The organism is Mycolicibacterium alvei (genome assembly GCF_010727325.1).
GTDB lineage: Bacteria > Actinomycetota > Actinomycetes > Mycobacteriales > Mycobacteriaceae > Mycobacterium > Mycobacterium alvei.
This window is the reverse complement of sequence record NZ_AP022565.1, coordinates 5,680,210-5,704,461: the sequence shown is the minus strand read 5'-3', so window position 1 is coordinate 5,704,461 and position 24,252 is coordinate 5,680,210. Positions and strand designations below refer to the sequence as shown.

16 protein-coding genes and 4 pseudogenes are annotated in these 24,252 nt (G+C 66.2%); 3 read left to right on the top strand and 17 right to left on the bottom strand.

Features of this window, described 5'->3' with window-relative positions:
- Positions 1–207: 207 nt before the first annotated feature.
- From ndk to G6N44_RS27195, 8 genes and pseudogenes are all read right to left on the bottom strand, one after another.
- On the bottom strand, positions 208–630 hold the full coding sequence (gene ndk / locus G6N44_RS27230; protein ID WP_075922034.1) for a nucleoside-diphosphate kinase: 423 nt from the start codon (positions 628–630) through the stop codon (positions 208–210).
- 74 nt (positions 631–704) lie between these two features.
- Positions 705–1,043 (bottom strand): DUF4233 domain-containing protein, encoded by a 339-nt coding sequence (locus G6N44_RS27225; RefSeq protein WP_163669418.1) that lies wholly within the window; start codon positions 1,041–1,043, stop codon positions 705–707.
- 75 nt (positions 1,044–1,118) lie between these two features.
- Positions 1,119–2,523: pseudogene (folC, locus tag G6N44_RS27220) on the bottom strand (bifunctional tetrahydrofolate synthase/dihydrofolate synthase).
- A complete protein-coding gene (locus tag G6N44_RS27215) occupies positions 2,520–5,222 on the bottom strand; it encodes a valine--tRNA ligase (RefSeq protein ID WP_163670425.1) in 2,703 nt (900 codons plus the stop codon). The pseudogene folC and the gene G6N44_RS27215 overlap by 4 nt, the downstream one beginning before the upstream one ends.
- Before the next feature lie 48 nt (positions 5,223–5,270).
- On the bottom strand, positions 5,271–5,879 hold the full coding sequence (locus G6N44_RS27210; RefSeq protein ID WP_163669416.1) for a DUF937 domain-containing protein: 609 nt from the start codon (positions 5,877–5,879) through the stop codon (positions 5,271–5,273).
- A 115-nt stretch (positions 5,880–5,994) separates the two neighbouring features.
- Positions 5,995–7,244 (bottom strand): annotated as a pseudogene (locus G6N44_RS27205) (saccharopine dehydrogenase family protein).
- Positions 7,245–7,254: 10 nt separating this feature from the next.
- Positions 7,255–9,233 (bottom strand): annotated as a pseudogene (locus G6N44_RS27200) (alpha/beta fold hydrolase).
- A 26-nt stretch (positions 9,234–9,259) separates the two neighbouring features.
- The gene (locus G6N44_RS27195; protein ID WP_163669414.1) at positions 9,260–9,871 is read right to left on the bottom strand and encodes a hypothetical protein; all 612 of its coding nucleotides are present in this window, start codon (positions 9,869–9,871) and stop codon (positions 9,260–9,262) included.
- 136 nt (positions 9,872–10,007) lie between these two features.
- On the opposite strand from G6N44_RS27195, the pseudogene G6N44_RS29790 reads away from it, so the two are divergent.
- Positions 10,008–11,154 (top strand): annotated as a pseudogene (locus tag G6N44_RS29790) (FAD-dependent oxidoreductase).
- 2 nt (positions 11,155–11,156) lie between these two features.
- Here G6N44_RS29790 and G6N44_RS27185 read toward each other — a convergent pair.
- From G6N44_RS27185 to G6N44_RS27160, 6 genes are all read right to left on the bottom strand, one after another.
- The gene (locus G6N44_RS27185; RefSeq protein WP_170309433.1) at positions 11,157–11,630 is read right to left on the bottom strand and encodes a transglycosylase family protein; all 474 of its coding nucleotides are present in this window, start codon (positions 11,628–11,630) and stop codon (positions 11,157–11,159) included.
- Positions 11,631–11,864: 234 nt separating this feature from the next.
- The gene (locus G6N44_RS27180; RefSeq protein ID WP_163669412.1) at positions 11,865–12,188 is read right to left on the bottom strand and encodes a transglycosylase family protein; all 324 of its coding nucleotides are present in this window, start codon (positions 12,186–12,188) and stop codon (positions 11,865–11,867) included.
- Between the two features lie 1,053 nt (positions 12,189–13,241).
- The gene (gene mobA, locus G6N44_RS27175; protein ID WP_235683141.1) at positions 13,242–13,751 is read right to left on the bottom strand and encodes a molybdenum cofactor guanylyltransferase; all 510 of its coding nucleotides are present in this window, start codon (positions 13,749–13,751) and stop codon (positions 13,242–13,244) included.
- Between the two features lie 79 nt (positions 13,752–13,830).
- Positions 13,831–14,913, bottom strand: a complete 1,083-nt coding sequence (locus G6N44_RS27170) for a 2-oxoacid:ferredoxin oxidoreductase subunit beta (protein WP_163669408.1) — start codon at positions 14,911–14,913, stop codon at positions 13,831–13,833.
- Positions 14,910–16,862 carry a 2-oxoacid:acceptor oxidoreductase subunit alpha gene (locus tag G6N44_RS27165; RefSeq protein WP_163669407.1) on the bottom strand — a complete coding sequence of 651 codons (1,953 nt, stop codon included), beginning with the start codon at positions 16,860–16,862 and terminating at the stop codon, positions 14,910–14,912. Before G6N44_RS27165 ends, G6N44_RS27170 begins: the two co-directional genes overlap by 4 nt.
- Before the next feature lie 323 nt (positions 16,863–17,185).
- Complete coding sequence (locus G6N44_RS27160) at positions 17,186–18,052, bottom strand: PfkB family carbohydrate kinase (RefSeq protein ID WP_163669405.1); 867 nt, start codon at positions 18,050–18,052, stop codon at positions 17,186–17,188.
- Positions 18,053–18,143: 91 nt separating this feature from the next.
- Here G6N44_RS27160 and G6N44_RS27155 point away from each other — a divergent pair, with 91 nt between their 5' ends.
- Positions 18,144–20,450, top strand: coding sequence for an FdhF/YdeP family oxidoreductase (locus tag G6N44_RS27155; protein WP_163669402.1), 2,307 nt, complete (start codon positions 18,144–18,146; stop codon positions 20,448–20,450).
- Positions 20,450–21,274, top strand: a complete 825-nt coding sequence (fdhD, locus tag G6N44_RS27150) for a formate dehydrogenase accessory sulfurtransferase FdhD (RefSeq protein WP_163669400.1) — start codon at positions 20,450–20,452, stop codon at positions 21,272–21,274. The genes G6N44_RS27155 and fdhD overlap by 1 nt, the downstream gene beginning before the upstream one ends.
- Before the next feature lie 78 nt (positions 21,275–21,352).
- Here the strand turns inward: fdhD and clpX are convergent, their stop codons facing one another.
- The 3 genes from clpX to G6N44_RS27135 form a co-directional block, all read right to left on the bottom strand.
- Positions 21,353–22,633 (bottom strand): ATP-dependent Clp protease ATP-binding subunit ClpX, encoded by a 1,281-nt coding sequence (clpX, locus tag G6N44_RS27145; RefSeq protein WP_163669398.1) that lies wholly within the window; start codon positions 22,631–22,633, stop codon positions 21,353–21,355.
- A 332-nt stretch (positions 22,634–22,965) separates the two neighbouring features.
- Positions 22,966–23,625, bottom strand: coding sequence for an ATP-dependent Clp protease proteolytic subunit (locus G6N44_RS27140; RefSeq protein WP_163669397.1), 660 nt, complete (start codon positions 23,623–23,625; stop codon positions 22,966–22,968).
- On the bottom strand, positions 23,622–24,224 hold the full coding sequence (locus G6N44_RS27135) for an ATP-dependent Clp protease proteolytic subunit (RefSeq protein WP_163670423.1): 603 nt from the start codon (positions 24,222–24,224) through the stop codon (positions 23,622–23,624). The genes G6N44_RS27140 and G6N44_RS27135 overlap by 4 nt, the downstream gene beginning before the upstream one ends.
- Positions 24,225–24,252: the final 28 nt, after the last annotated feature.

Sequence of the window (24,252 nt, the reverse complement as noted above, 5' to 3'; positions counted from 1 at the left end):
GGCTTGTTGTGGTCTCGCTCCGGGCAGTTCGCTACCGAACCCACCCGGTGCCTGGCTGAATGATGGCTGGACGGCCCGCGCCGCACCGGATTGCGGTGGTCGCGCTCGTCGAAGTCTTCATTCGGGTCTTCAGCCTCGGTTGAGACTGGCAACCCGCACCCAGTATCCCACATCACTGACGCGGTACAGACCAGACTGCGAGAAGGATTATCGGGCGGAGGCTTCGCCAGGAAACCACAGGGCGATCTCACGGGCTGCCGACTCCGGCGAATCCGACCCGTGCACGAGGTTGTCCTGGGTCACAAGCGCCAGGTCACCGCGGATGGTGCCGGGCACAGCCTTCTCCACCGGGTCGGTGCCACCGGCGATCTGACGGAACGCCGCGATAGCCCGCGGACCCTCCACGATGGCGGCGACGACGGGTCCGGAAGTGATGAACTCCAGCAGCGAATCGAAGAACGGCTTGCCGTCGTGCTCGGCGTAGTGCTGCTTGGCCAGCTCGATGCTGACGTTCTTCAGTTCGAGCGCCGCCAGGGTCAGACCCTTGCGCTCGATCCGGCCGAGGATCTCCCCGACCAGGTGGCGCTGCACGCCGTCGGGCTTAATCAAGACAAGGGTCTGCTCAGTCACGAGCAGAGAGCGTACCGGTCGGTAACCCCGGCGTGCCACCGCGGGCTCCCAACGGAGACCGCACCTGGCCGCGGCTATTCGCCGGGCGGCTGCTGACCGGGCAGCAGACCCCGATCCTGCCTGCGTTTGACCTCACCCCGCAGGTACACGATCAACAGCCAGACCACGGCGAAGATCACACCGATGAAGCCGATCGCCCCATGGATGAGCGCCCCGGCGATCACTACCAGTTGGATACCCAGGTTCGCCCAGATGGCCCAGGGCCGGCCCTGCAGCCCCGACATCAGGATCAACACGACGGCCAGACCGATCACAAATCCGCCCGACGTCCAGGTCAGCCCGGCGTTACTGACACCCACCACAGGTAGGGCCAGAAGTACCACGATGGCTTCCAGGATCAACGTGCCTGCCATCACGCCACGGAAGCTCTTCCATGGGTCAGGGGTGCCGCGTGTCGCCGGGCGTCTGATCACTCGGAGTCTGATCGTTCATTGCGGGTCCCGTCCGAACAGGGTCCGGGCCACGCCGGCCGTCACCACCGAACCGGTGATCACCATTCCGGACCCGGACAGGCCTTCTTCTGCGCCGGCCTCCTCGACCAACGCGGTGGCGGTTTCGATGGCATCCGACAGCGTCATGGCGGTGATCACCCGATCCTGGCCGAAACGCTCCTCGGCCAGCAACGCCAACGACTCGACATCCATCGCCCGCGGTGAACCGTTGTGGGTGACCACGATCTGGTCGAACACCGACTCGAGCGCGCTCAGGATGCCACCGGCGTCCTTGTCCCCCATCACCGACACCACCCCGACGAGGAAGCGGAAGTCGAACTCCTGCTGCAGGGTCTGCGCCAGCGCCGCAGCCCCGGCCGGATTGTGCCGCATCGATGAAAACTGTTGGCGCACTTCGCATGCGCTCCATCCGGCCCGGGCTGTGCACCGCCGCGAACCCGGCCCGGATCGCCTCGACATCCAGTTGACGGTCGGCACCCGCACCGAAGAACGCTTCGACCGCGGCCAGTGCGAGAACCGCGTTGTGCGCCTGATGCTCGCCGTGCAGCGGCAGGAAGATCTCGGAATACACACCGCTCAGGCCCTGTAACTCCAACACCTGACCACCGATGGCGACCTGCCTGGACAGCACAGCGAACTCGGAGTCTTCGCGGGCGACGGCCGCGTCGGCGCGCACCGCTTCGGCCAGCAGCACGTCCATCGCCTCGGGAACCTGCTTGGCGATGACCGCCACCGTGTCGGTCGGAACCAGATCGTCGGGTTGGCGGGTGATGATGCCGGCCTTCTCCCCCGCGATCTCCGCGATCGTGTCGCCCAGATAGTCGGTGTGGTCGATGCCGATCGGGGTGATCACCGCGACCGGGGCGTTGACGACGTTGGTGGCGTCCCAGCGTCCGCCCATCCCGACCTCGACGACGGCGACATCGATGGGCACGTCGGCGAATGCTGCGAAGGCCATCGCAGTGAGGACCTCGAACTTGCTCATCTTCGGCCCACCGGCAGCCTCGGACTGCTGGTCCACAAGTTGCACGAACGGTTCGACCTCGGTGTAGGCATTCACGTATTGCGCTGGCGTGATCGGCTTTCCGTCGATCGAGATGCGTTCCACCGCGGACTGCAGATGCGGGCTGGTGGTGCGCCCCGTACGCCGGTGCAGTGCGGTCAGCAGCGCATCGATGAGGCGGGCGACCGACGTCTTGCCGTTCGTCCCGGCGACATGGATCGACGGGTAGGCCCGCTGCGGTGAGCCCAGCAGCTCCAGCAGGGCCGCGATGCGTGCCGTGCTGGGGTCCAGCTTGGTCTCGGGCCAGCGCTGATCGAGTAGGTGCTCGACCTGCAGCAGTGCGGCGATCTCATCCGGAGTAGGGACTGGGTCACTCACTTGAGGGCTGCCAGGCGTGCATTGATCCGCTCGACCTCTTCGCCGGCCAACTGCTGACGGTCACGGATCTTGTCGACGACGTTCTCGGGCGCCTTGGCCAGAAACGCCTCGTTGCCGAGCTTGGCCGTCGTGGTCGCGAGTTCCTTCTGCGCCGCGGCCAGGTCCTTCTCCAGCCGGCGTCGTTCGGCCGCGACATCGACGGTGCCCGAGGTGTCCACCTCGACGAGCACCGTGGCCTGCGCCAGACGCACCTCGACCGAGGCCGACGGGGTGAACCCGTCACCGGCGTCGGTCAGCCAGGCCAGCGCGGTGACCGCGGGCAGTTGCTCGGTCAGGCCGGCCTCGGCGATCGCCGTCAGCCGGGCCGGAACCCGCTGCCGGTCGGCCAGGCCCTGGTCGCTACGGAAGCGGCGCACCTCGGTGATCAGCTTCTGCATATCGGCAATGTGTTGTGCCGCAACCGGATCGAGCGCAATACCCGACGGCTCCGGCCACCGCGCGATCACGATGGATTCGCCGTCGGTGAGCGTCTTCCACAGCGTCTCGGTGACGAACGGCATGACCGGGTGCAGCAGTTTGAGCAGAGCGTCGAGCACTGCCGCCAACACCGCTGTCGTGTGAGAGACGCCTGGTTCTTTCTGGCTGCCCAACTGCACCTTGGCCAGCTCCACGTACCAGTCGCAGAACTCGTCCCAGGCGAAGTGGTACAGCGATTCGCAGGCCCGGCTGAACTCGTAGCTGTCGAGTGCCGAATCCACCTCGGCCCGGACCTCTTCCAGGCGGCCGAGGATCCAGCGGTCGGCGTCGGTCAGGTCGCTCACAGCGGGCAACGGAGCGGGTGCGGCACCGTTCATCAACGCGAAGCGGGTCGCATTGAACAGCTTGGTGGCGAAGTTGCGCGACGCACGAGCGTGGTCCTCACCGATGGACAGATCGCCGCCGGGGCTCGCCCCACGTGCCAGGGTGAATCGCAGTGCGTCGGCGCCGAACTTCTCCACCCAGTCCAGCGGGTCGATGCCGTTGCCGCGCGACTTGCTCATCTTGCGGCCGAACTCGTCGCGGATCAGCCCGTGCAGGAACACATTCTCGAACGGCACCTGCGGGGCGCGGGCACCGTCGAACGTGATCGCCGGATCGTCGGCGACGAAGGTACCGAACATCATCATCCGGGCCACCCAGAAGAACAGGATGTCGTAGCCGGTGACCAGCACCGAGGTCGGATAGAACTTGGCCAACTCGGGCGTGTGGTCGGGCCAGCCCAAGGTCGAGAACGGCCACAGCGCCGAGGAGAACCAGGTGTCGAGGACGTCGGGGTCCTGCTCCCAGCCTGCCGGCGGGGTCTCGTCGGGGCCGACGCACACGGTCTCGCCGTTCGGTCCGTGCCAGATCGGAATCCGGTGACCCCACCACAGCTGCCGGGAAATGCACCAGTCGTGCATGTTGTCCACCCAGGCGAACCACCGCGGCTCCAGGCTCGGCGGGTGAATGACGGTGTCGCCGTTGCGCACCGCATCGCCCGCCGCCTTGGCCAGACCGTCCACCTTGACCCACCACTGCAGGGACAGCCGCGGCTCGATGGGCTCGCCGCTGCGCTCGGAGTGTCCGACGCTGTGCAGGTACGGCCGCTTCTCGGCGACGATCCGGCCCTGCTCGGCCAGCACCTCGCGGATCTTGACCCGGGCCTCGAACCGGTCCATCCCGTCGAATTGTGTTCCGGTGTCGGCGATCCGGCCTTTGGCATCCATGATCGTCGGCATCGGCAGCTGGTGGCGCATGCCGATCTCGAAGTCGTTCGGATCGTGGGCTGGGGTGACTTTGACTGCGCCGGTACCGAATTCGGGATCGACGTGGGTGTCGGCGACCACGATCATCTCGTGGTCGGCAAATGGATGCGGCAGGGTCTTGCCGACCAGGTCGCGATAGCGCTCGTCGTCGGGGTGCACGGCGATCGCGGTGTCACCGAGCATCGTCTCCACCCGGGTGGTGGCCACCACGATGTGGGGCTCGTCGTCGTTCATCGAGCCGTAGCGGAACGAGACCAGCTCGCCCTCGACGTCTTCGTACTTGACCTCGAGGTCGCTGATCGCCGTCTCCAGCACCGGCGACCAGTTGACCAACCGCTCGGCCTGGTAGATCAGCCCCGCATCGAAGAGCCTTTTGAAGATCGTGCGCACGGCACGCGACAGACCCTCGTCCATGGTGAAGCGGTCGCGGCTCCAGTCCACACCGTCACCGAGGCGGCGCATCTGCCCGCCGATGGTGCCGCCGGACTCGTGCTTCCAGTCCCAGACCTTCTCGACGAAGCGTTCGCGGCCCATGCCTTGCCGGCTCAGCCCCTCAGCGGCGAGCTGCTTTTCCACCACGGTCTGGGTCGCGATGCCGGCGTGGTCCATGCCGGGCAGCCACAGCACCTCGAAGCCCTGCATCCGCTTGCGGCGGGTCAGGGCGTCCATCAGGGTGTGGTCGAGCGCGTGGCCCATGTGCAGGCTGCCGGTCACATTGGGCGGTGGCAGCACGATCGAGTACGGCGGCTTTTCGCTGGCCGGATCGGCGGTGAAGTATCCGGCATCCACCCAGCCCTGGTACAGGTCGGCTTCTACCGCAGCCGGATCCCAGGATTTGGGTAGGGCATCGGCACGGTTGTCAGGGTGGGAGTCACCGAGCCATTCTAAGAAGGACGCACACGCGAAAGCCCCGATGCCCGGTGCGTTCGCTGGGCGTCGGGCGTCGGTGCAGGTGCGCCGGGCCTACTTCTTGCCGCCGAGCAGGCCGCCGAGGATCTCACCGATGGCATTGCCCTGGCTGCCACCGCCGCCGAGCACGCTGCCCAGGATGCTGCCCAGCGGGTTGTTGGCGGCGGCACCGCCACCGGCTGCGCCGCCGAGGATGCTGCCGAGGATGTCCCGGCCGCCGCCGGAAGCCTGCGCCTCTCCGGCCGGAGCGGCGTTCTTCTGGGCGAACTGCTTGCCGATGTAGGCGAGCACGATCGGCGCCAGGATCGGCAGTAGCCTCTTGATCAGGTCGCCGCCACCGGCGCCCGTACCGGCCAACGCCGACGCGACCTGGTTGCTGTCGTTGCCGCCGAAGATCTTCGAGACGATCTGGTTGCCTTTGCCGGCGTCGACCTGGTCGACACTCACCCCACCGTCGAGCAGTCCGCTGGCGGCCTGCGCGGACACGGCCGACTCAAGATCGCTGGAGTCGATGCTGTCGGCCTGTACGTTCTCGGCCACGCCGCCGACCAGAGCCGGAATCAAGGTCTTGATGGCGTTGCTCACCTCGCCTTCATCGGCGCCGAGCTTATTGGCTATATCCGCCACGGGGATCTGCGCGAAGAGATCGTCGAGACCGGCCATTTTCTATCCCACCTTCGTTGCTGGCGTACTGGAAGTGCTCATCCTCGACACTAGTCGACTGTGATCTTGTCCCACAGGTGTTCGACGCAGGCCGAGCTATTCGTGTTGCGCCGGCTCAACTCAGCGCGGTGGTTTCCAGCGTCACCCCGGCGGCCGGTAGCCGGGTGAGCAGCACATCTCCCATCGCTGCCACCGGTGTCAGCACACCGCGCCGGTCCGAAAGAGCGTCACGGTCGGTAGCCAGGGCGAGCCCGCACTCGCCGAGCAGCACCGCGGTCGACTTGTACCCCGGATCTCCTTGCTGGGCCATGGCCGCCACGTAGCGGGCACCCGACGTCGTCGTGGTGTAGGTCTCGACGCGGTAGTGACCCTGCTCGCGAGCCCGCTCACTGGGTCCGGTTCCCGGCTTCGGAGCCAGCCGCTCGACTAGGCGGCGGGGCAACCGGTTGAAGTAGCGGCCGCCCACACCGAGGGTGAACGCGTTGGATCCGGTCATCATCGCCGCGGCCAGCGGGGCGACGGGTGACCGGCCCACACTCATCTGCTCGGCGTACTCGAACCGGCGTCCGTAGGCGTAGCCCAGTAGTGCGTTACTACGCCGCACGATTCGGGTGTTCGGCGCCGCCATCGCAAAGCGCCGGTCCAGTAGCCGGCGAGTTCGGGTGCGATCTCGCCACCGCGGCGCCACCGTACGTCGGGCTGAGCACCGAGTTCGGGCTCCGCGCCACGGTCGGGGCTCAGGGTGTACGGATCGTTCATCAGCGCTCTGGCCTCGGGATCCGACGACAACGTGTCGAGCAACTCCAGCATCGAGGCCACGGTGCCGCCCGACACGCCGCCGGCGAAGCTGCGCACCACCAGGTTGGTGTCACCGAGTTCCCCGGCGCCATCCGCGAGGGCCCGCTGATACAGCGCATACACCGTGAGATCGGAAGGCACCGAATCGAATCCGCACGAATGCACGATCCGGGCACCGGTGTCGACCGCCTGCTTGTGGTGCAGGTCGATGCTGTCGCGGATGAACGTCGTCTCACCGGTGAGATCGGCGTAGTCGGTACCGGCGGCCGCGCACGCCGCAACCAACGGCATTCCGTAGCGCGCGTAGGGGCCCACCGTCGTTACCACCACCTGCGTGCGCGCAGCCATCGCATCGAGGGAGGTCTGGGAGGTGGCGTCGGCCATCACCAACGGCCACGACTGCGCGCCCTGCCCCAGGCCGTCACGAATGGCGCGCAGGCGCTCCTCCGAACGTCCGGCCAGGGCGATCCGGGCCGATCCCCCGGCTCCGGCCAGGTACTCGGCGGTCAGCTTTCCGGCGAATCCCGTGGCGCCGTACAACACCAGGTCAAACTCACGCTGTGTCACGTTCCCGACGCTACCCGAGCAGTTCGGGCTGCTGCACGGGTTCGCCGCGCAGGTGCTCACCGAGGAATCCAGTCACCACCTGGTACCAGATCTTGGCGTGCTGCGGCGACAGCACCCAGTGATTCTCGCTCGGGTAGTACAGGAAGCGGTGGGGACTTTCGCCGTGCTCGTCGGCGGGCAACCCCGAATACGTGAGCAGCTCGTACCACAGCCGCAGCGCCTCGCCGATCGGCACGCGATAGTCCTTGTCTCCGTGGATGACCAGCATCGGGGTGGTGATGTCGCCGACGGACAGGTGAGGTGAATTGCGCTGGGCCATCTCGGGTGTCATCTCGCGTGCCCACCAGTAGGCGCCGTCGGTGGTGGGCCCGAACTGGTCCAGCGCCCACAGGCTGGCATGCGTGACGATCGCGTCGAACCGGTCGGTGTGGCCGGCGATCCAGTTGGCCATGTACCCACCGAAGGATCCGCCCATCGCGGCAGTCCGTGATGCGTCGACACGCGGATGCGCTGAGGCGGCATCGGTGGCGGCCATCAGGTCGGTGTAGGGCTCGCCGCCCCAGGCGCCCCATCCGCGGGAGATGAAGTCCTGTCCGTAACCGGTGGACAGCCCCGGGTCCGGCATCAACACCGCGTATCCCTGGGCGGTGAGCAACCACGGGTTCCACCGCCAGTGCCAGCTGTTCCAACTGCCCAACGGCCCGCCGTGAATCCACAGCACCAACGGGGCCGGTTGCTCTCCGGCGGGCAGGGTGAGCCAGGATCTGATCGTTGTGCCGTCGGCCGCGGCCGCGGTGATCTCGGTCAGCGTGCCGGGCAGTTGGGGCGCGTCGAGGCACGGGATCTCGGTGACGCTGCCGTCCGCGTCGATACGGACGGGATGCGGCGGCACCGCGTACGAGCTACGCAACGCATAGATCACGCCGCCGGGTGCGGGTCTGACATCGGTGTAGGTGAAGTCGTCGTCGGTCAGCCGAGTCACCGCCCCCGAGACGGGGTCGACGGAGAAAATCGGGCCGCGGCCACCGTCGTCGGCCGTCACGATCAGCATCGAGGAATCCAGTGTCCAGGCCACCGAGGACGGCCACCGATCCCAGTCGCCCGTCAGCTCCACCAGATCTTCACCGAACCGCATGCAGCACAGCGTGATCCGCGGCGGCGCGGTGGGAGTGGAATGGGTCTCCCGGGTGAAGGCCACCGCGCTGCCATCGGGTGCGATCGCGGGGCGCTCCAGGTCGGCTCCGGATTCCTCGGCGATGGTGGTGCGTTCGCCGGTGACCCGGTCGATGCGCACCAGGACCACCCGCAGGGCCGTGCCGGGGCCAGGAGCCTGCCAGGACGTCACCACGAATCCACCGTCGGCGCTGAGATCGAACGTCGTCTCCCGCAACGCCGCGCCCGGGTCGGCGGTCAGATCCTGTGGCCCGGCCTCGTCATCCCCCAGGTCGAAGAGGTGGGGCTGGTCCGGCCCCAGGTCGTGATCCCAGTGCCGGACCGGGTAGCCGGTGTGCAGGATCGCCGACACCTTGGTGTCCTTGCGCGCCTCGCGCCGTGCCTTGTCGTCGTCGACTCCGGTCGACGACGACAGCAGGGACGTGGTCACCACGGTGGCGTCGGCGGCGCGGGCGCTCACGGCCGCGGTGACGCCGCCGGGCATCGCCAGCACCTCGAATGCCTCACCACCGGTCGCCGGCAGCCGCCACAGGGCCGCCGGCGGTGTGTCGTCCCCCTCTGCGGGACGCACCGAGAGGAACAACACGTCTGCGTCCGCGGTGAACACCGGAGCGGACTCCCCTTTGGCCCCTTGGGTCAGCCGACGCGCGGGTTCGACTCCGGCAGGATCCAATTCCCATATCGCACTGACGAATTCGGTGCGTTTGTCATTGAGTGTGCTGACCGTGGTAACCAGCCGTGAACCATCCGGCGACACCGCGAGACCTGACACCCGGGCAGCGCGAAATAGTCGTCGAGATCGTTGAAGGCCGTCATGGCTCCCCACGGTAACGGCGCAACGGTCAGACCACCTCGGTGACCGCTCCGGTGACGTCCGCTCGAACCTGCTTGCTGCTGCGCTCGCCCTGGACGTTGATGAAGACGATCACGTTGTCGTCGAACGGGATGTTGCGCTTGATGCTGATCGTCTGCACCTTGCCGTCGGGGATCTCACTGGCCGCCACGGCGCCCTCGATCGCCGCGACGATCGCACTGGTCGGCACGTCGGAGGTGGCGAACAGGTTGTGCCGCAGCGCTTCGGTGTCGTCGTCATAGTCGATGGGGCGCGGCGGTGCGACGATGCCGGACGTGTAGCTCCATTCGTTGAGCTCGGTCGGGGCGTTGGGGTCGATGGCCTCGATCTTGAGTACGCCGGGCGTGATCACGACGTCGACCACCTGCATCGGGTTGGCGCCGACCTTTTCGCCGATCGCCGCATAGGCGTTGTCGATGCCCTCCGCGGTGAACAGGTTGCCCGACACCACTTCGGTGATCTTCTCGGTGCCCGAGGAGACAACCTTCTCGGCCGCCCCGGCAGCCGCGTCCCGGATATCGGTCGCCGTCGAGCAGCCACTCAGCGCCGAGGCGGCAATCAGTGTGGCGCCGAGCGCGATACCGAAGCGGGTGAGTTTCATCTGACCTCATTCATTCGTTCCATCCCGGCAAATTCGGCGCGGGAACCGGTAGGCACACTGCGAGAACGCTGGAAGGCTACCCAGCCCCCACCGACCGTGGTGAGTCGCCCGGACCCAGCCCGGCTAGATTCGACCGATGGCACAGTCCGTCCTGGTCGTCGGCGCAGGTATCACCGGCCTGGCCACCGCAGTCGCGTTGCAGCGTCACGGGTTTGAGGTGTCCGTCGTCGAGGCGCGTGCCGACACCACCACGGGGGCCGGCATCAGCATCTGGCCCAATGCGCTCGCTGCGCTCGACGAGATCGGACTGGGCGACCAGGTGCGCGCGTCCGGCGGGCGGGTCACCGCGGGGGCCATGCGCTGGCACGATGGCACCTGGCTGCGTCGCCCGGCGGCCGACCGGATGATTCGGGCACTCGGCGAACCGCTCGTGGTGATTCATCGAACCGCGTTGACCGAGATCCTCACCGGGGCGTTGCACCCCGACACCGTCGAATACGGGTGGGCGCGCAGACACTCGACGCACGCGACGGTGAGGTGCGGGTGCGGTTGTCGGATGGATCGGTGCGGGCGGTGGCCGCGGTCATCGGCGCCGACGGAGTCGATTCCACGGTGGCGCGTCACCTCAACGGTCCACTGGAACGTCGCTACGCCGGGTACACGGCCTGGCGCGGGGTGGCCGACCATGCCATCGACCCCGAACTCGCGGGCGAGACGATGGCCCCGGGATGGAGGCCGGCCACGTGCCCCTCGGCCCCGACCACACGTACTGGTTCGCCACCCAACGGGCTCCGCAGGGACACCGGAACGGCGACGGAGAGTTGAGGCACCTGCAACAGATCTTCGGCACCTGGGCCGACCCCGTCCCGACGCTGCTCGCCACTACAGATCCCGATCAGGTGCTCCGCAACGATCTATACGACCGGGCCCCGGCCCGCTACTGGGCCCGGGGGCCTGTGGTGATCGCCGGGGACGCCGCCCATCCGATGCGCCCGCATCTGGGCCAGGGCGGTTGTCAGGGGTTGGAGGATGCCGCCACGTTGGCCGGGCTCGCGGCCCGGGAGCCCGATCTGGCGACCGCCTTCTCCCGATTCGCGACCGTGCGACGCAGACGCGTGATGGCGATCGTGCGGGAGTCACAGTTCATCGGCCGGGTGGTGAACCTTCGTCCGCAGGTACTCAGCGCCGCTGCCACACGGGCGTCGGTCCTCGTGCCTGAATATGTATTGACCCGGCATCTGGCCTCGATCGCCGCGCGCGGGGCGTTCACCCCCGTGCGCTGAGCTCAGCGCGGCACACCGAACGCGGTCAAAGGGTCCAGGAAGGTCGTGCAGATCCGCCGCAGGTCGAAGATCCCCAGCACCGCGCCGGGACGCACGGCCTGGCAGCCGGTCGACGCGGCGGGCGCCGCCCAGCCCGCCGGCGTTCCACCGCGGGCGCCGCACTTCGGCCAGGCCCCGATCCCCTGGGTGGCCAGGACGTTCTCGGCGACGCGGATCTGCTCTTCACGCGACGCCGAGGCAGGCGATCCGATTCCGCCATTCGAGGCCCAGGTTGCCGGTTTGAACTGCAGACCGCCGTAGTGGCCGTTGCCGGTGTTGATGGACCAGTTACCGCCCGACTCGCAGTCGGCGATCGCATCCCAGTTCACCGTGTCCGCACCGGCAGTCGCCGTGGCCCCCAACAGGGGTGTGAGCATGAGCCCGGCCGACACTGCGATAAGCCAGAACGCCCTGTTCAACATCCTTCTTATGGTCATCTCACGGCCCTTCCCCGACCTTTGACACCAGGACCGCGGCAGATGCCGATCACGTTCGTGCAACTGTGCGGTCACTAATAGGTTCGTGTGACCAACGTCACGCGTTACAGGGGAGGCTGAAGTTTTATCGGAGGCTCTCGGGGCTGGAGTAACCCGAGAGCATTCTGATGAAACAGAAGCGGTGCCGGGCAACAGCCCGGCACCGCTTCGTATCAAGTTGTTGGTAGCGCTGTCCTAGCCGCGCCGACCGCACGACGGCCAGGCACCGATGCCCTGGCTGCGCAGCACGTTCTCGGCGACCCGGATCTGCTCCGAGCGCGAGGCCTGATGAGGCATGCCGGCCCCACCGTTGGAGCGCCAGGTGCCGAGGTTGAACTGGAGGCCACCGTAGTACCCGTTACCGGTGTTGATCGCCCAGTTGCCGCCCGACTCACAGGCAGCGACGGCGTCCCAGTTGACGCTGTCCGCATTGGCGGTGCCGGCACCCAGTGCCACAGGAGCCACAGCGAGCGCTCCGGCGATGATGCCCAGGCCAAACGTCTTGCGGATGTTCTTCACTTCGTTCCTCTCGCCAAGCGCGCGCCAAGCACACCCGCTCACGCGGATGCGGCAGCCTGTATCCAGGCCGGAAGGGTTGGTTCGCGCCGTCTCGGTCAGGCACGAAAGGGAGGGCCACAGTGCCCGGCCCGGGATCAGACCCAGGCCCCCGCGTCGGGCGTAATCGCCACCGCGGCCCCACTCACACGCAGGTTCTTGGTGTTTTGAAATTATTTGCTCCGCATTTGGAGTCGCTTTGGACCGTACAAAGGTCTCGAAGAGAAGTCATCCCGATGTAGCCACGATCGCGGAATGATCACGGATAGATAACGCGACGCTGAACGAACTGTCTGTGCAGGTCAGCCACGGACCAGCGTCGTTACCGTTTCGTGATTGGCGCAAACAAATCGTGACCGAGATCACGCATATTTTGTGAGCTGGCCCACCTGATTCGGGCGCAGCAACACCGACACCTGGGCCCATTGACGCTAAAAGCGCTGGTGGATGCCATCGGCGAGTGTCATCGCGCATCGAATCGCGCAAATCTGTTCGCTGCAGCCCTCACCCGCCAGGCAGCCTGAATTCCACCCGAAAGCACTGGCGCACAACACTTATCGACCGGCTTGCCGACCCTCGCCACACCCTTGCGACGGCCGTTCCAGCGCGCCAGCGGTCGGCGTAGATCATCCAACTGTGTTGCCCTGCAATTGATTACACCAAGACAGCATGAAGCGCCAAGTCGCTGGGCCAACTCTGACGCCGAGCGATGAATTCCGCATGCCACGCAAAGCGTGCGGTCAGGGTGTTTTTGTCGGGAATAGCGCAGCTTCGTCGTACACCGCAACGAATTTCCCGCTGCATTCACGCCACCAGCGGTCCATCGAATGGTACTGAGCCCCAGCGGCTTCCGTGACCGACCGGCACACAATCACCGCTGGCGTTTCCCCAATTCGCCCGCTTTCCGGGACCTCAAATATGGCGAAATGCAGGCTGAATTATCTCGACACGATAAATTGGGCCGAGTTTCGCGACTAATTCATAATTTGCTGCATACCATCTACCGAATAGCGGCGCTCAGGGCAGATCGGCTGCCGTGTTGACGTTGGTCAGCGCTCGCTGCGGTGGCATCACGATCCGCTGCGTATCGACGGACTCGGCCAGCGCGCGCATGCTGCGCCGGCCGGCACGCACCAGGACCGCGATCTGCTCGGTGAGCGCGCTGCGATAGATCCCCGCCAGGTAATGGGCCCTGCCGTCCCAGGGCAGCACGATATCGGCGGGCACCCGGTCGGCCGCGGCCGCCAGGACACCGATCAGTTCGGAATTCAGATACGGCATGTCGACCGCGCAGACGAAGGCGCGCTCCAGGCCGGCTTCGGCGACGGCACGCAGCCCACGGCCGGTCGCGACCAGCGGCCCCACCCCCCGCACCTCGTCGCGCAGCACCTCAGCCCGCAGTTCAGGCAGCGGCTGGCCGGGTGCGGCGATGACAAAAACCGGTGCGCACCGCGTACTCACGGCGGCGACCACATGCTCGACCATCGTCGAACCGTCAAACGGCAGCGTCGCCTTGTCGCGCCCCATACGGCGCGAAGCCCCGCCCGCCAGAACTACCGCGGCGAGCGGGGCTGTGCTCAGATCGTGTTGGTCGCTGCGATCAGGATCAGTCGACAGTCCAGGTGTCTTTGCCACGCAGCAAGGATTGCAGAGCCGCGGTGTCATGGGGCTTGGATTCGATGGCCGTGTTGACCTGCTGACGCGCGGCGTCGTCGTAGGTCGGTCGGCTGACCTTCCGGAAGATGCCCATCACCATGTGATCGAGGTTCTGCTCGCTCAACCGTGACAGCGCGAATGCATAAGCGGGATCGTCGATCTCGGCGTTGTGCACCACGATGTCGTCGGCGGCGACCTCGGCGGTCTTGGCCACCTCGAGTCCGTAGCCAGACTTGACCACGCAGTACTCGCCGTCCACACCGAACTTGATCGGCTCGCCGTGGCTGACGTTGATCAGGCGTTCCTCGGCACCTTCCTTGCGCAGCGCGTCGAACGACCCGTCGTTGAAGATCGGGCAGTCCTGCATGATCTCCACCAGGGCGGCACCGCGGTGCTCGGCCGCGCCGCGCAGCACCTCGGACAGGCCCTTGCGGTCGGAGTCCAGTGCACGGCCCACGAAGGTGGCCTCGGCCCCCAGCGCCAGCGACACCGGGTTGAACGGGTAGTCCAGCGAGCCCATCGGGGTGGACTTGGTGACCTTGCCGACCTCCGAGGTCGGCGAGTACTGCCCCTTGGTCAGGCCGTAGATCCGGTTGTTGAACAGCAGGATCGTGATGTTGATGTTGCGGCGCAACGCGTGGATCAGGTGATTACCACCGATCGACAGCGAGTCACCGTCGCCGGTGACGACCCACACCGACAGGTCCGGCCGGGCCAACGCCAGACCGGTGGCGATGGTCGGGGCGCGCCCGTGGATCGAGTGGAAGCCGTAGGTCTCCAGGTAGTACGGGAACCGGCTCGAGCAGCCGATGCCGCTGATGAACGCGATGTTCTCGCGCTTCAGACCCAGCTCCGGCAGGAAGTTGCGGATGGTGTTGAGGATGACGTAGTCACCGCAACCCGGGCACCAGCGGACCTCCTGGTCGCTGGTGAAGTCCTTGCCCTTCTGCGGTTGGTCGGTGGTGGGCACCAGGGCGTTCTTGGTCGGAGCCGCGTCTGTCAGCCCCAGGTCTGCGCCGATCAGGTCAGTCATGCGTTCGCTCCCACAGCATTCGACTCAGTTGGTTCCTCGATGGTGGCCGCCGCCAACCTTGCGAACTTCGCCTTGTCCGCCTCCTTTTCACCCAGCGTGCCATCCAGGGCCGCTTCGATGATGCCTTCGACCTCGTCGGCGAGGAAGGCCATGCCCTCCACCTTGGTCACCGACTGGACGTCGACCAGGTACTTGCCGCGCAGCAGCAGCGCCAGCTGACCGAGGTTCATCTCCGGCAACACCACGTTCGGGTAACGGCGCAGCACCTCCCCGAGGTTGGCCGGGAAGGGATTGAGGTGGCGTAGATGTGCCTGGGCCACCTTGATGCCCTTGCGCCGGGCGCGCCGGCAGGCCTCGCCGATCGGGCCGTAGCTGCTGCCCCAACCGAGCATCAGCAGTTCGGCGTCGCCGGTGGGGTCCTCGACCTCCAGATCGGGCACCGTGATGCCGGCGATCTTCTCCTGGCGCAGCCGCACCATGAGGTCGTGGTTCTTGGGCTCGTAGGAGATGTTGCCCGAACCGTTGGCGGCCTCCAGGCCACCGATCCGGTGCTCCAGGCCCGGGGTACCGGGCACGGCGAACTGCCGGGCCAGGGTCTCGGGATTACGCGCGTAGGGCGCGAACGGCTCGCCGGCCTTGGCCAGCTTGTGCTCGATCGGCGGGTAGCTGCTGATGTCCGGAATCTGCCAGGGCTCAGAGCCGTTGGCGACCGCACCGTCGGACAGGATGATGACCGGGGTGTGGTAGTCGATCGCGATGCGCGAGGCCTCCACGGCGATGTCGAAGCAGTCCGACGGCGACTTCGGAGCCAGGACCGCCACCGGCGACTCGCCGTTGCGGCCGAACAGCGCCTGCAGCAGGTCGGCCTGCTCGGTCTTGGTCGGCAGACCGGTCGACGGGCCACCGCGCTGCACGTCGACGATGAGCAGCGGCAGTTCGGTCATCACGGCCAGGCCGATTGCCTCGGACTTGAGCGAGATACCCGGACCCGACGTGCTGGTGACACCCAGCGCGCCGCCGTAGGAGGCGCCGATGGCCGCACCGATGCCGGCGATCTCGTCCTCGGCCTGGAAGGTCAGGATGTTGAAGTTCTTGTGCTTGGACAGCTCGTGCAGGATGTCCGACGCCGGGGTGATCGGGTAAGTGCCCAGCACCACCTGGATCTCGGCCAGGTGGCCGGCGGCCACGATGCCGTAGGCCAGCGCGGTGTTGCCCGAGATCTGGCGATATTCACCGGACTTGAGCTTGGCCGGCGACACCTCGTAGGTGGTGGCGAACGCCTCGGTGGTCTCGCCGTAGTTCCAACCGGCCTTCAGCGCCAGGACGTTGGCCTCGGCCACGTCGGGCTTGCGAGAGAACTTCTCCCGGATGAACGACTCGCTGTGGTCGAGTTCGCGGCCGTACATCCACGACAGCAGACCGAGAGCGAACATGTTCTTGGCGCGCTGGCCGTCCTTCTTGGTGGCGCCGATCGCTTCGACGGCACCCAGGGTCAGCGTCGTCATCGCAACGGAGGTCACGACATAGTCGGACAACGTGTCATCCTCAAGGGGATTGGCGTCGTATCCGACCTTGGCGAGATTGCGCTTGGTGAACTCATCCGAGTTGGCAATGATCAGGCCGCCGCGAGGCAGGTCCGAGACATTGGCCTTGAGGGCGGCCGGATTCATCGCCACGAGCACGTCGGGGCGGTCACCGGCGGTGAGGATGTCATAGTCGGCGATCTGGATCTGAAACGACGACACACCGGGCAGGGTGCCCTGTGGCGCTCGGATCTCGGCCGGGTAATTCGGCTGGGTCGCCAGGTCGTTGCCGAACAGTGCAGCTTCGGAAGTGAAGCGGTCACCGGTCAGCTGCATACCGTCGCCGGAGTCGCCGGCGAATCGGATCACGACCTTCTCGAGCTTCTGCCGCGGCGCGGCGCCAGTGCCGTTGCCGTTCTCACCCACGGCTACCGCCTTTCACACTGCTTAGACCACGTCTTTCCGGGCCGCTGTCGCGCAACTTGCCGCCGGATCGAACGTCCACCGAATTTTGATGTCACTACCAGTACCGATTATTGCATTGCTCTTAGGGTGCACTACACCGCGCGGACCCCCGACACGCGGGTGAACCCTCGACGAAGACGCTGCTCGTGGGCGTGAACAAGCCCGGTTTGAGACAAATCTGTGGTTTTCGTCACGTTTAGGAGAATGCCATTCTCTAAGGAAAAAGCTACTGGCCGGTAGCTCTCCGCTAGCACCGGCAACCTTGAACTTGACACCTGTCGAGTTTAGACCCCGGCCTGCGCCTGTCCGCGATCGGTGCTGCCGACGTGCAGCCGCTTGTCCAACTCCTCGGCCACGAGTGCGCTCGCCGCCTCCGCGGCGCGATGCGGATCGTGTCCCGCCGCGCGGTGTGCGACATAACAGGCGGTGAACATGTCCCCCGCCCCCGTGGTCTGGACATCCAGCACCCGCCAGGCCGCCGGCACGCGCTGCACCGCACCGTCGACATAGATGTCACATCCCGCTGAACCGTAGGTCACCAGAATCTCCGCGACGCCGAGTCGTTCCGCGGCCGACGCGTCGAACGCGCCGTCAGCGACGATCACCGCCTCGTCCTCGGCGAGTTTGAGGACGTCGATGTTGACCAGCAGGTCTGCGGAAAAGTGACGATCCTCGACCAGCGGACCCAATCGGTCGGCCCGCACCAACCCCTGCCCGTCATAGGCGACCCGATGGCCGCGCGCCGCCAGGGCAGCGAGCGTCGAGGCCGGGAAATCGGTGCGCAGCAACGGAGCCAGGTGCACCCATGTCGTCGTCGGATCCGCCGCGTCGATCTCCGCCTCGGTCCACACCGGGCCGATCGCCTGCACTCCGATATGTCGGTGATCGGTGTCGTCGTAGTCGAGGCTGAACGAACTCGTCGCCTCCGAAGGCAGGATCTGCACCAGCGACCCGAATCGGGCTCGAAGCCCGTCGAACAGAGCGTGGTCACGTTCGGCGCCCATCGCGACGATCCGGCCGGACCCACCCGCCGCCTGCAGTGCCACTCCGGCGAACGAAGCACATCCCCCCGGGCTGGGCGGCGCCCCGTCGATCGTGTCGATCGCGAGGTTGCCCAGCACGGTGACCCCGGGGACCAGCTCTTGCGACATGGATGCAGTCTCCCCGGCCACGTCCATCTCCGCGCTCTGCAGCACCGCCCGGTCCCCCGACCCGAAATCGAAATGTGACTAGATTGGGTTCATGACCAGCGCCAAGGACGTCGATGCCGATTACGACGAGCACGCCGCGGTGGTCACCGAACCCAAAGATGAGGCGGCCGGGGTCAAGGCCGTGCTGGTGTCGATGCAACGCGGGTTCGAGCAGATGGGGCCGCTGCGCACGGCCGCCGCGCTCACCAAACTCAACCAGCGTCACGGCTTCGACTGCCCGGGCTGCGCCTGGCCTGAGGAACACGGCGGACGCAAACTCGCCGAGTTCTGCGAGAACGGCGCCAAAGCCGTCGCCGAAGAAGCCACCAAACGTGTGGTGACCCCGGATTTCTTCGCCCGCCACAGCGTCGCCGAACTCGAAGCCAAGCCTGAATACTGGCTGTCCCAGCAGGGCCGCCTGGCTCATCCGATGGTGCTGGCCCCAGGCCACGACCACTATCGTCCGATCGCCTGGGCCGAGGCCTACCGGTTGATCGCCGAGCACCTCAACGCGCTGGCATCCCCCGACGAGGCGCTGTTCTACACCTCCGGCCGGACCAGCAACGAGGCCGCGTTCCTCTATCAGCTGATGGTGCGCAGTTTCGGCACCAACAACCTGCCGGACTGCTCCAACATGTGCCACGAGTCCTCGGGCACGGCACTGACTGACTCGATCGGCATCGGTAAAGGCTCAGTCACGGTCGAGGACGTCACCGAGGCCGACCTGATCCTGATCGCCGGCCAGAATCCGGGCACTAACCACCCGCGCATGCTGTCGGTGCTGGAGAAGGCAAAAGCCAACGGCGCCAAGATCGTTGCGATCAACCCGCTTCCCGAGGCCGGACTGATCCGGTTCAAGGATCCGCAGAAGGTGCACGGTGTTGTCGGGCACGGGGTCCCGATCGCCGACGAGTTCGTACAGATCCGCCTCGGCGGCGACATGGCTCTGTTCGCCGGGTTGGGCCGGTTGCTGCTGGAGGCCGAAGACAGAGCCCCCGGCACCATCGTCGACCACGAATTCATCGCCGCGCACTGCGCCGGATACGACGAGTACGCCGCCCAGACGCGCGGCGTCGACCTCGACACCGTGACCGAGGCCAGCGGCGTGGACCGTGCCCAGTTGCAGCGGGTCGCCGACCTGCTCGCCCACTCCCGGCGCACCGTGATCTGCTGGGCGATGGGCCTGACCCAGCACCATCATGCGGTGGCCACCATCGGTGAGGCCACGAACCTGCTGCTGCTGCGCGGCATGATCGGAAAGCCCGGGGCCGGAGTGTGTCCGGTGCGCGGCCACTCGAACGTCCAGGGCGACCGGACCATGGGCATCTGGGAGAAAATGCCCGAGCAGTTCCTGGATGCACTCGATGCCCGGTTCGGTATCTCCAGCCCGCGCAAGCACGGCTACGACACCGTGGACGCCATCCGCGCCATGCGCGACGGCCGGGCCGGCGTATTCATCGGGATGGGCGGCAACTTCGTCTCGGCCACGCCCGACACCGCGGTCACCGAGGCTGCGTTGCGCAGTTGCGCTCTGACCGTTCAGATTTCGACGAAACTCAACCGCAGCCACCTGGTGCACGGCCGGACCGCGTTGATCCTGCCGACTCTCGGCCGCACCGACCGCGACATCGTCGGTGGGCACAAGCAGCAAGTCTCGGTGGAGGATTCGATGTCGATGGTGCATCTGTCGCGCGGCAGCCTGCACCCGCCCAGCGATCAGTTGCGCAGCGAAGTGGGCATCGTCTGCGAGCTCGCCCGCACCCTGCTGGGCCCGGATCATCCGGTGCCGTGGGAGTCCTTCGCCGCCGACTACGACACCGTGCGCGACGCGATCGCCGCGGTGGTGCCCGGCTGCGCCGACTACAACACCAAGGTGCGCCGGCCTGACGGGTTCCAACTCCCCCACCCGCCACGGGATTCCCGCGAATTCCCCACCACCACAGGCAAAGCCAACTTCGCGGTGAACCCACTGCAGTGGGTTCCGGTGCCCGACGGCCGTCTCGTGCTGCAGACGCTGCGCAGTCACGACCAGTACAACACCACCATCTACGGCCTGGACGACCGCTACCGCGGGGTCAAGGGTGGCCGCCGGGTCGTATTCGTCAACCCCGCCGACATCGAACGGCTGGGATTCAAACCCGACGATCGCGTCGATCTGGTGTCGGAATTCGGGGGCGAGGAGCGATGCGCCGAAGATTTTCTGCTGGTGCCGTACTCGACTCCGGCCGGTAATGCCGCCGCCTACTATCCGGAGACGAATCCACTGGTGCCGCTGGACCACACCGCCGCGAGATCCAACACACCCGCCTCCAAGGCCGTCGTGATCCGGCTGCAGCGACGCGAAACGGACGTCCCCTAGTGGGCCGGGTAACCGCCCGCCGCCGCGCCCACCACTTCACCGGCGGGACGGCCGAGGCCCGGCCCGAGACCCTCGTGGTCGAGGAACCCTTGGAGATCCGGGTCGACGGCAGGCCCATCACCGTCACGATGCGTACCCCTGGCGCCGATGTCGAGCTTGCCCAAGGGTTTCTGCTGACCGAAGGTCTGATCGGACAACGCGACGATCTGGTGTCGGTGCGCTACTGCCGGGGTGCCGAGGAGGACGGGGTCAACACGTACAACGTGCTGGATGCGACCCTGGCCCCCGACGTGCCGCGGCCCGATGTGGACGTGACCCGAAATTTCTACACCACGTCATCGTGCGGGGTATGTGGCAAAGCCTCCCTGGAGGCGGTGCGGTTGAGCAGCAGGCATTGTCCGGGCGATGACCCGTCGACGGTTGCCGCCGCGATGCTCTCGGCGATGCCGGCCCAGCTGCGAGATGCCCAGAAGGTATTCGCCAGCACCGGTGGCCTGCACGCGGCGGCGCTGTTCACCGTCGATGGCATCATGCTCGTCGTCCGCGAGGACATCGGCCGGCACAATGCCGTCGACAAGGTGATCGGCTGGGCGTTGGAACACCACCGGGTTCCGTTGACTGCGACGGTTCTGTTGGTGAGTGGCCGGGCTTCCTTCGAGCTCACCCAGAAGGCCGTGATGGCGGGTATCCCGATCCTGGCCGCGGTCTCGGCGCCGTCCTCACTGGCCGTCGATCTGGCCAGCCAATCGGGGCTGACCCTGGTGGCGTTCCTGCGGGGTGACTCGATGAACGTCTACACCCGGCCGGACCGCATCACCCGCTGAGAACCTCGTCGAAAATGCACTCAGGGTCGTGATCCGATTGGGATCACGACCCTGAGTGCAATCTCGGTGTCAGAGGCGTCAGGCGGTCTTGTCGCGGCGCTCCGAACGCGGCGGCTTACGCGGCACGATGGTCGGCAGCACGTTGTCCTGCACGGTCTCCTTCGTGACGACCACCTTGGCGACGTCGTCGCGGCTGGGGATGTCGTACATCACCGGCAGCAGGACTTCCTCCATGATGGCGCGCAGGCCGCGGGCGCCGGTACCACGGTGGATGGCCTGATCGGCGATCGCATCCAACGCGTCAGCGTCGAATTCCAGTTCCACACCGTCCATCTCGAACAACCGGACGTACTGCTTGACCAGAGCGTTCTTGGGCTCGGAGAGGATCTTGACCAAGGACTCCTTGTCCAGGTTGGTCACGGAGGCCACGACCGGCAGACGACCGATGAACTCCGGGATCAGACCGAACTTGATCAGATCCTCGGGCATCACCTCGGCGAAGTGATCCTGGGTGTCGATCTCGGCCTTGGACCGCACCTCGGCACCGAACCCCAGGCCGCGCTTGCCGACCCGGTCCGAGACGATCCTCTCCAGGCCCGCGAACGCACCCGCCACGATGAACAGCACGTTCGTGGTGTCGATCTGGATGAATTCCTGATGCGGATGCTTCCGGCCGCCCTGCGGCGGGACCGAGGCCTGAGTACCCTCCAGGATCTTCAGCAGAGCCTGCTGCACACCCTCACCGGAGACATCGCGGGTGATCGACGGGTTCTCACTCTTGCGGGCGATCTTGTCGACCTCGTCGATGTAGATGATGCCGGTCTCGGCGCGCTTGACGTCGTAGTCAGCGGCCTGGATCAGTTTGAGCAGAATGTTCTCGACGTCCTCGCCCACATACCCGGCCTCGGTCAGCGCGGTGGCGTCGGCGATGGCGAACGGCACGTTGAGCATCTTGGCCAGGGTCTGCGCCAGATAGGTCTTGCCGCAGCCGGTGGGGCCGAGCATCAGGATGTTGGACTTGGTCAACTCGACGGGTTCGGTGCGGGAATCGCGGGACTTCTCCTGCGCCTGGATCCGCTTGTAATGGTTGTAGACGGCCACGGCCAGCGTCCGCTTCGCCGTGTCCTGACCGATGACGTAGCCCTCGAGGAAGTCCCGGATCTCCATGGGCTTGGGCAGCTCGTCGAGCTTGACGTCGTCAGCGTCGGCGAGTTCCTCCTCGATGATCTCGTTGCACAGATCGATGCACTCGTCGCAGATGTACACGCCCGGGCCAGCAATGAGCTTCTTGACCTGCTTTTGACTCTTGCCGCAGAACGAGCACTTCAGCAGGTCACCGCCGTCTCCAATGCGCGCCATGTGGGGGGGTCCTACTTCCTGTTCGCAGTCGGTCGTTACGCCACTTGCTCGGTCACCTCGGGCGTAAACCCGACGCTACCCGTTCGTTCCGTTGCGGTGCGACCGATAAGGCCGAATCGCTCCGGTGGTATTTGTTCACGTGCAGGAGAACATATCTCTCCTTACGGCTCGCCACCCGTCGGCACGCTGACCGTGTCCCTGGCGTGTCGTTGCGATACGAAGACGTGACCTGGGCCGTACACGGCATTCGTCATGGTCGACAGTCCCCACGACGACGCACGCCCCGCACCGGAAAAACGGGGCAGGGCGTGTGTCATCGGGCTGGGGATTGCCTAGCTGCCCTGGGCGGAGAGTTTGCGGTACTCCAGGACCGTATCGATGATCCCGTATTCCTTGGCCTGCTCGGCGGTGAGGATCTTGTCGCGGTCGGTGTCCTTGCGGACCTGCTCGGGATCCTTGCCGGTGTGCCGGCCCAGGGTGGTCTCCATCAGGGTGCGCATCCGCTCGATCTCCGCGGCCTGGATCTCCAGGTCGGAGAACTGTCCCTGGATCACCCCGCCGAGCGACGGCTGGTGGATCAGTACCCGGGCATTCGGCAGGGCCATCCGCTTACCGGGGGTTCCGGCGGCCAGCAGCACCGCGGCGGCCGAGGCGGCCTGACCGAGGCACACCGTCTGGATGTCGGCGCGCACGTACTGCATGGTGTCGTAGATCGCCATCAGCGAGGTGAACGATCCACCGGGCGAGTTGATGTACATGGTGATGTCGCGGTCGGGATCCAGCGACTCCAGCACCAGCAGCTGGGCCATGATGTCGTTGGCCGAGGCGTCGTCCACCTGCACGCCGAGGAAGATGATGCGCTCCTCGAACAGCTTGTTGTACGGGTTGGATTCTTTGACACCGAAGCTGGAGTGCTCGATGAACGACGGCAGGATGTAGCGGGCCTGCGGCTGAAGGCGGGCGTCCAATGACGGATGAATGTGGTCGGTCATTTCTTCAGCCCTGCTCCCGGTCCGGTGCCGTTGACGTTGGCGCTCGTGATGATGTGGTCGACGAACCCGTACTCCAGCGCCTCCTGCGCAGTGAACCAGCGGTCGCGGTCGGAGTCGGCCTCGATCTGCTCGACGGACTTGCCGGTGAACTCTGCGTTGAGCCGGAACATTTCCTTCTTGATGACGTGGAACTGCTCGGCCTGGATGGCGATGTCCGCGGCGCTTCCGGTGACACCACCCAGCGGCTGGTGCATCAGGACCCGGGCGTGCGGCAGGGCGTGACGCTTGCCCTTCGTGCCCGCGGCCAACAGGAATTCACCCATCGAGGCGGCCATGCCCATCGCGTAGGTGGCGACGTCGCAGGGCGCCAGCACCATCGTGTCGTAGATGGCCATGCCGGCGCTGATCGAGCCGCCGGGCGAGTTGATGTAGAGGTGGATGTCCTTGGTCGGATCCTCCGCCGACAGCAACAGGATCTGCGCGCACAGCTTGTTCGCGATGTCGTCGTCCACTTGCGAGCCCAGGAAGATGATCCGCTCGGCAAGCAAGCGCTCATAGACGGAGTCGACGAGGCTGAACCCGCTCCCGTTCGAACGCATGTCAGTCACGACTGGATACCTGCTTTCT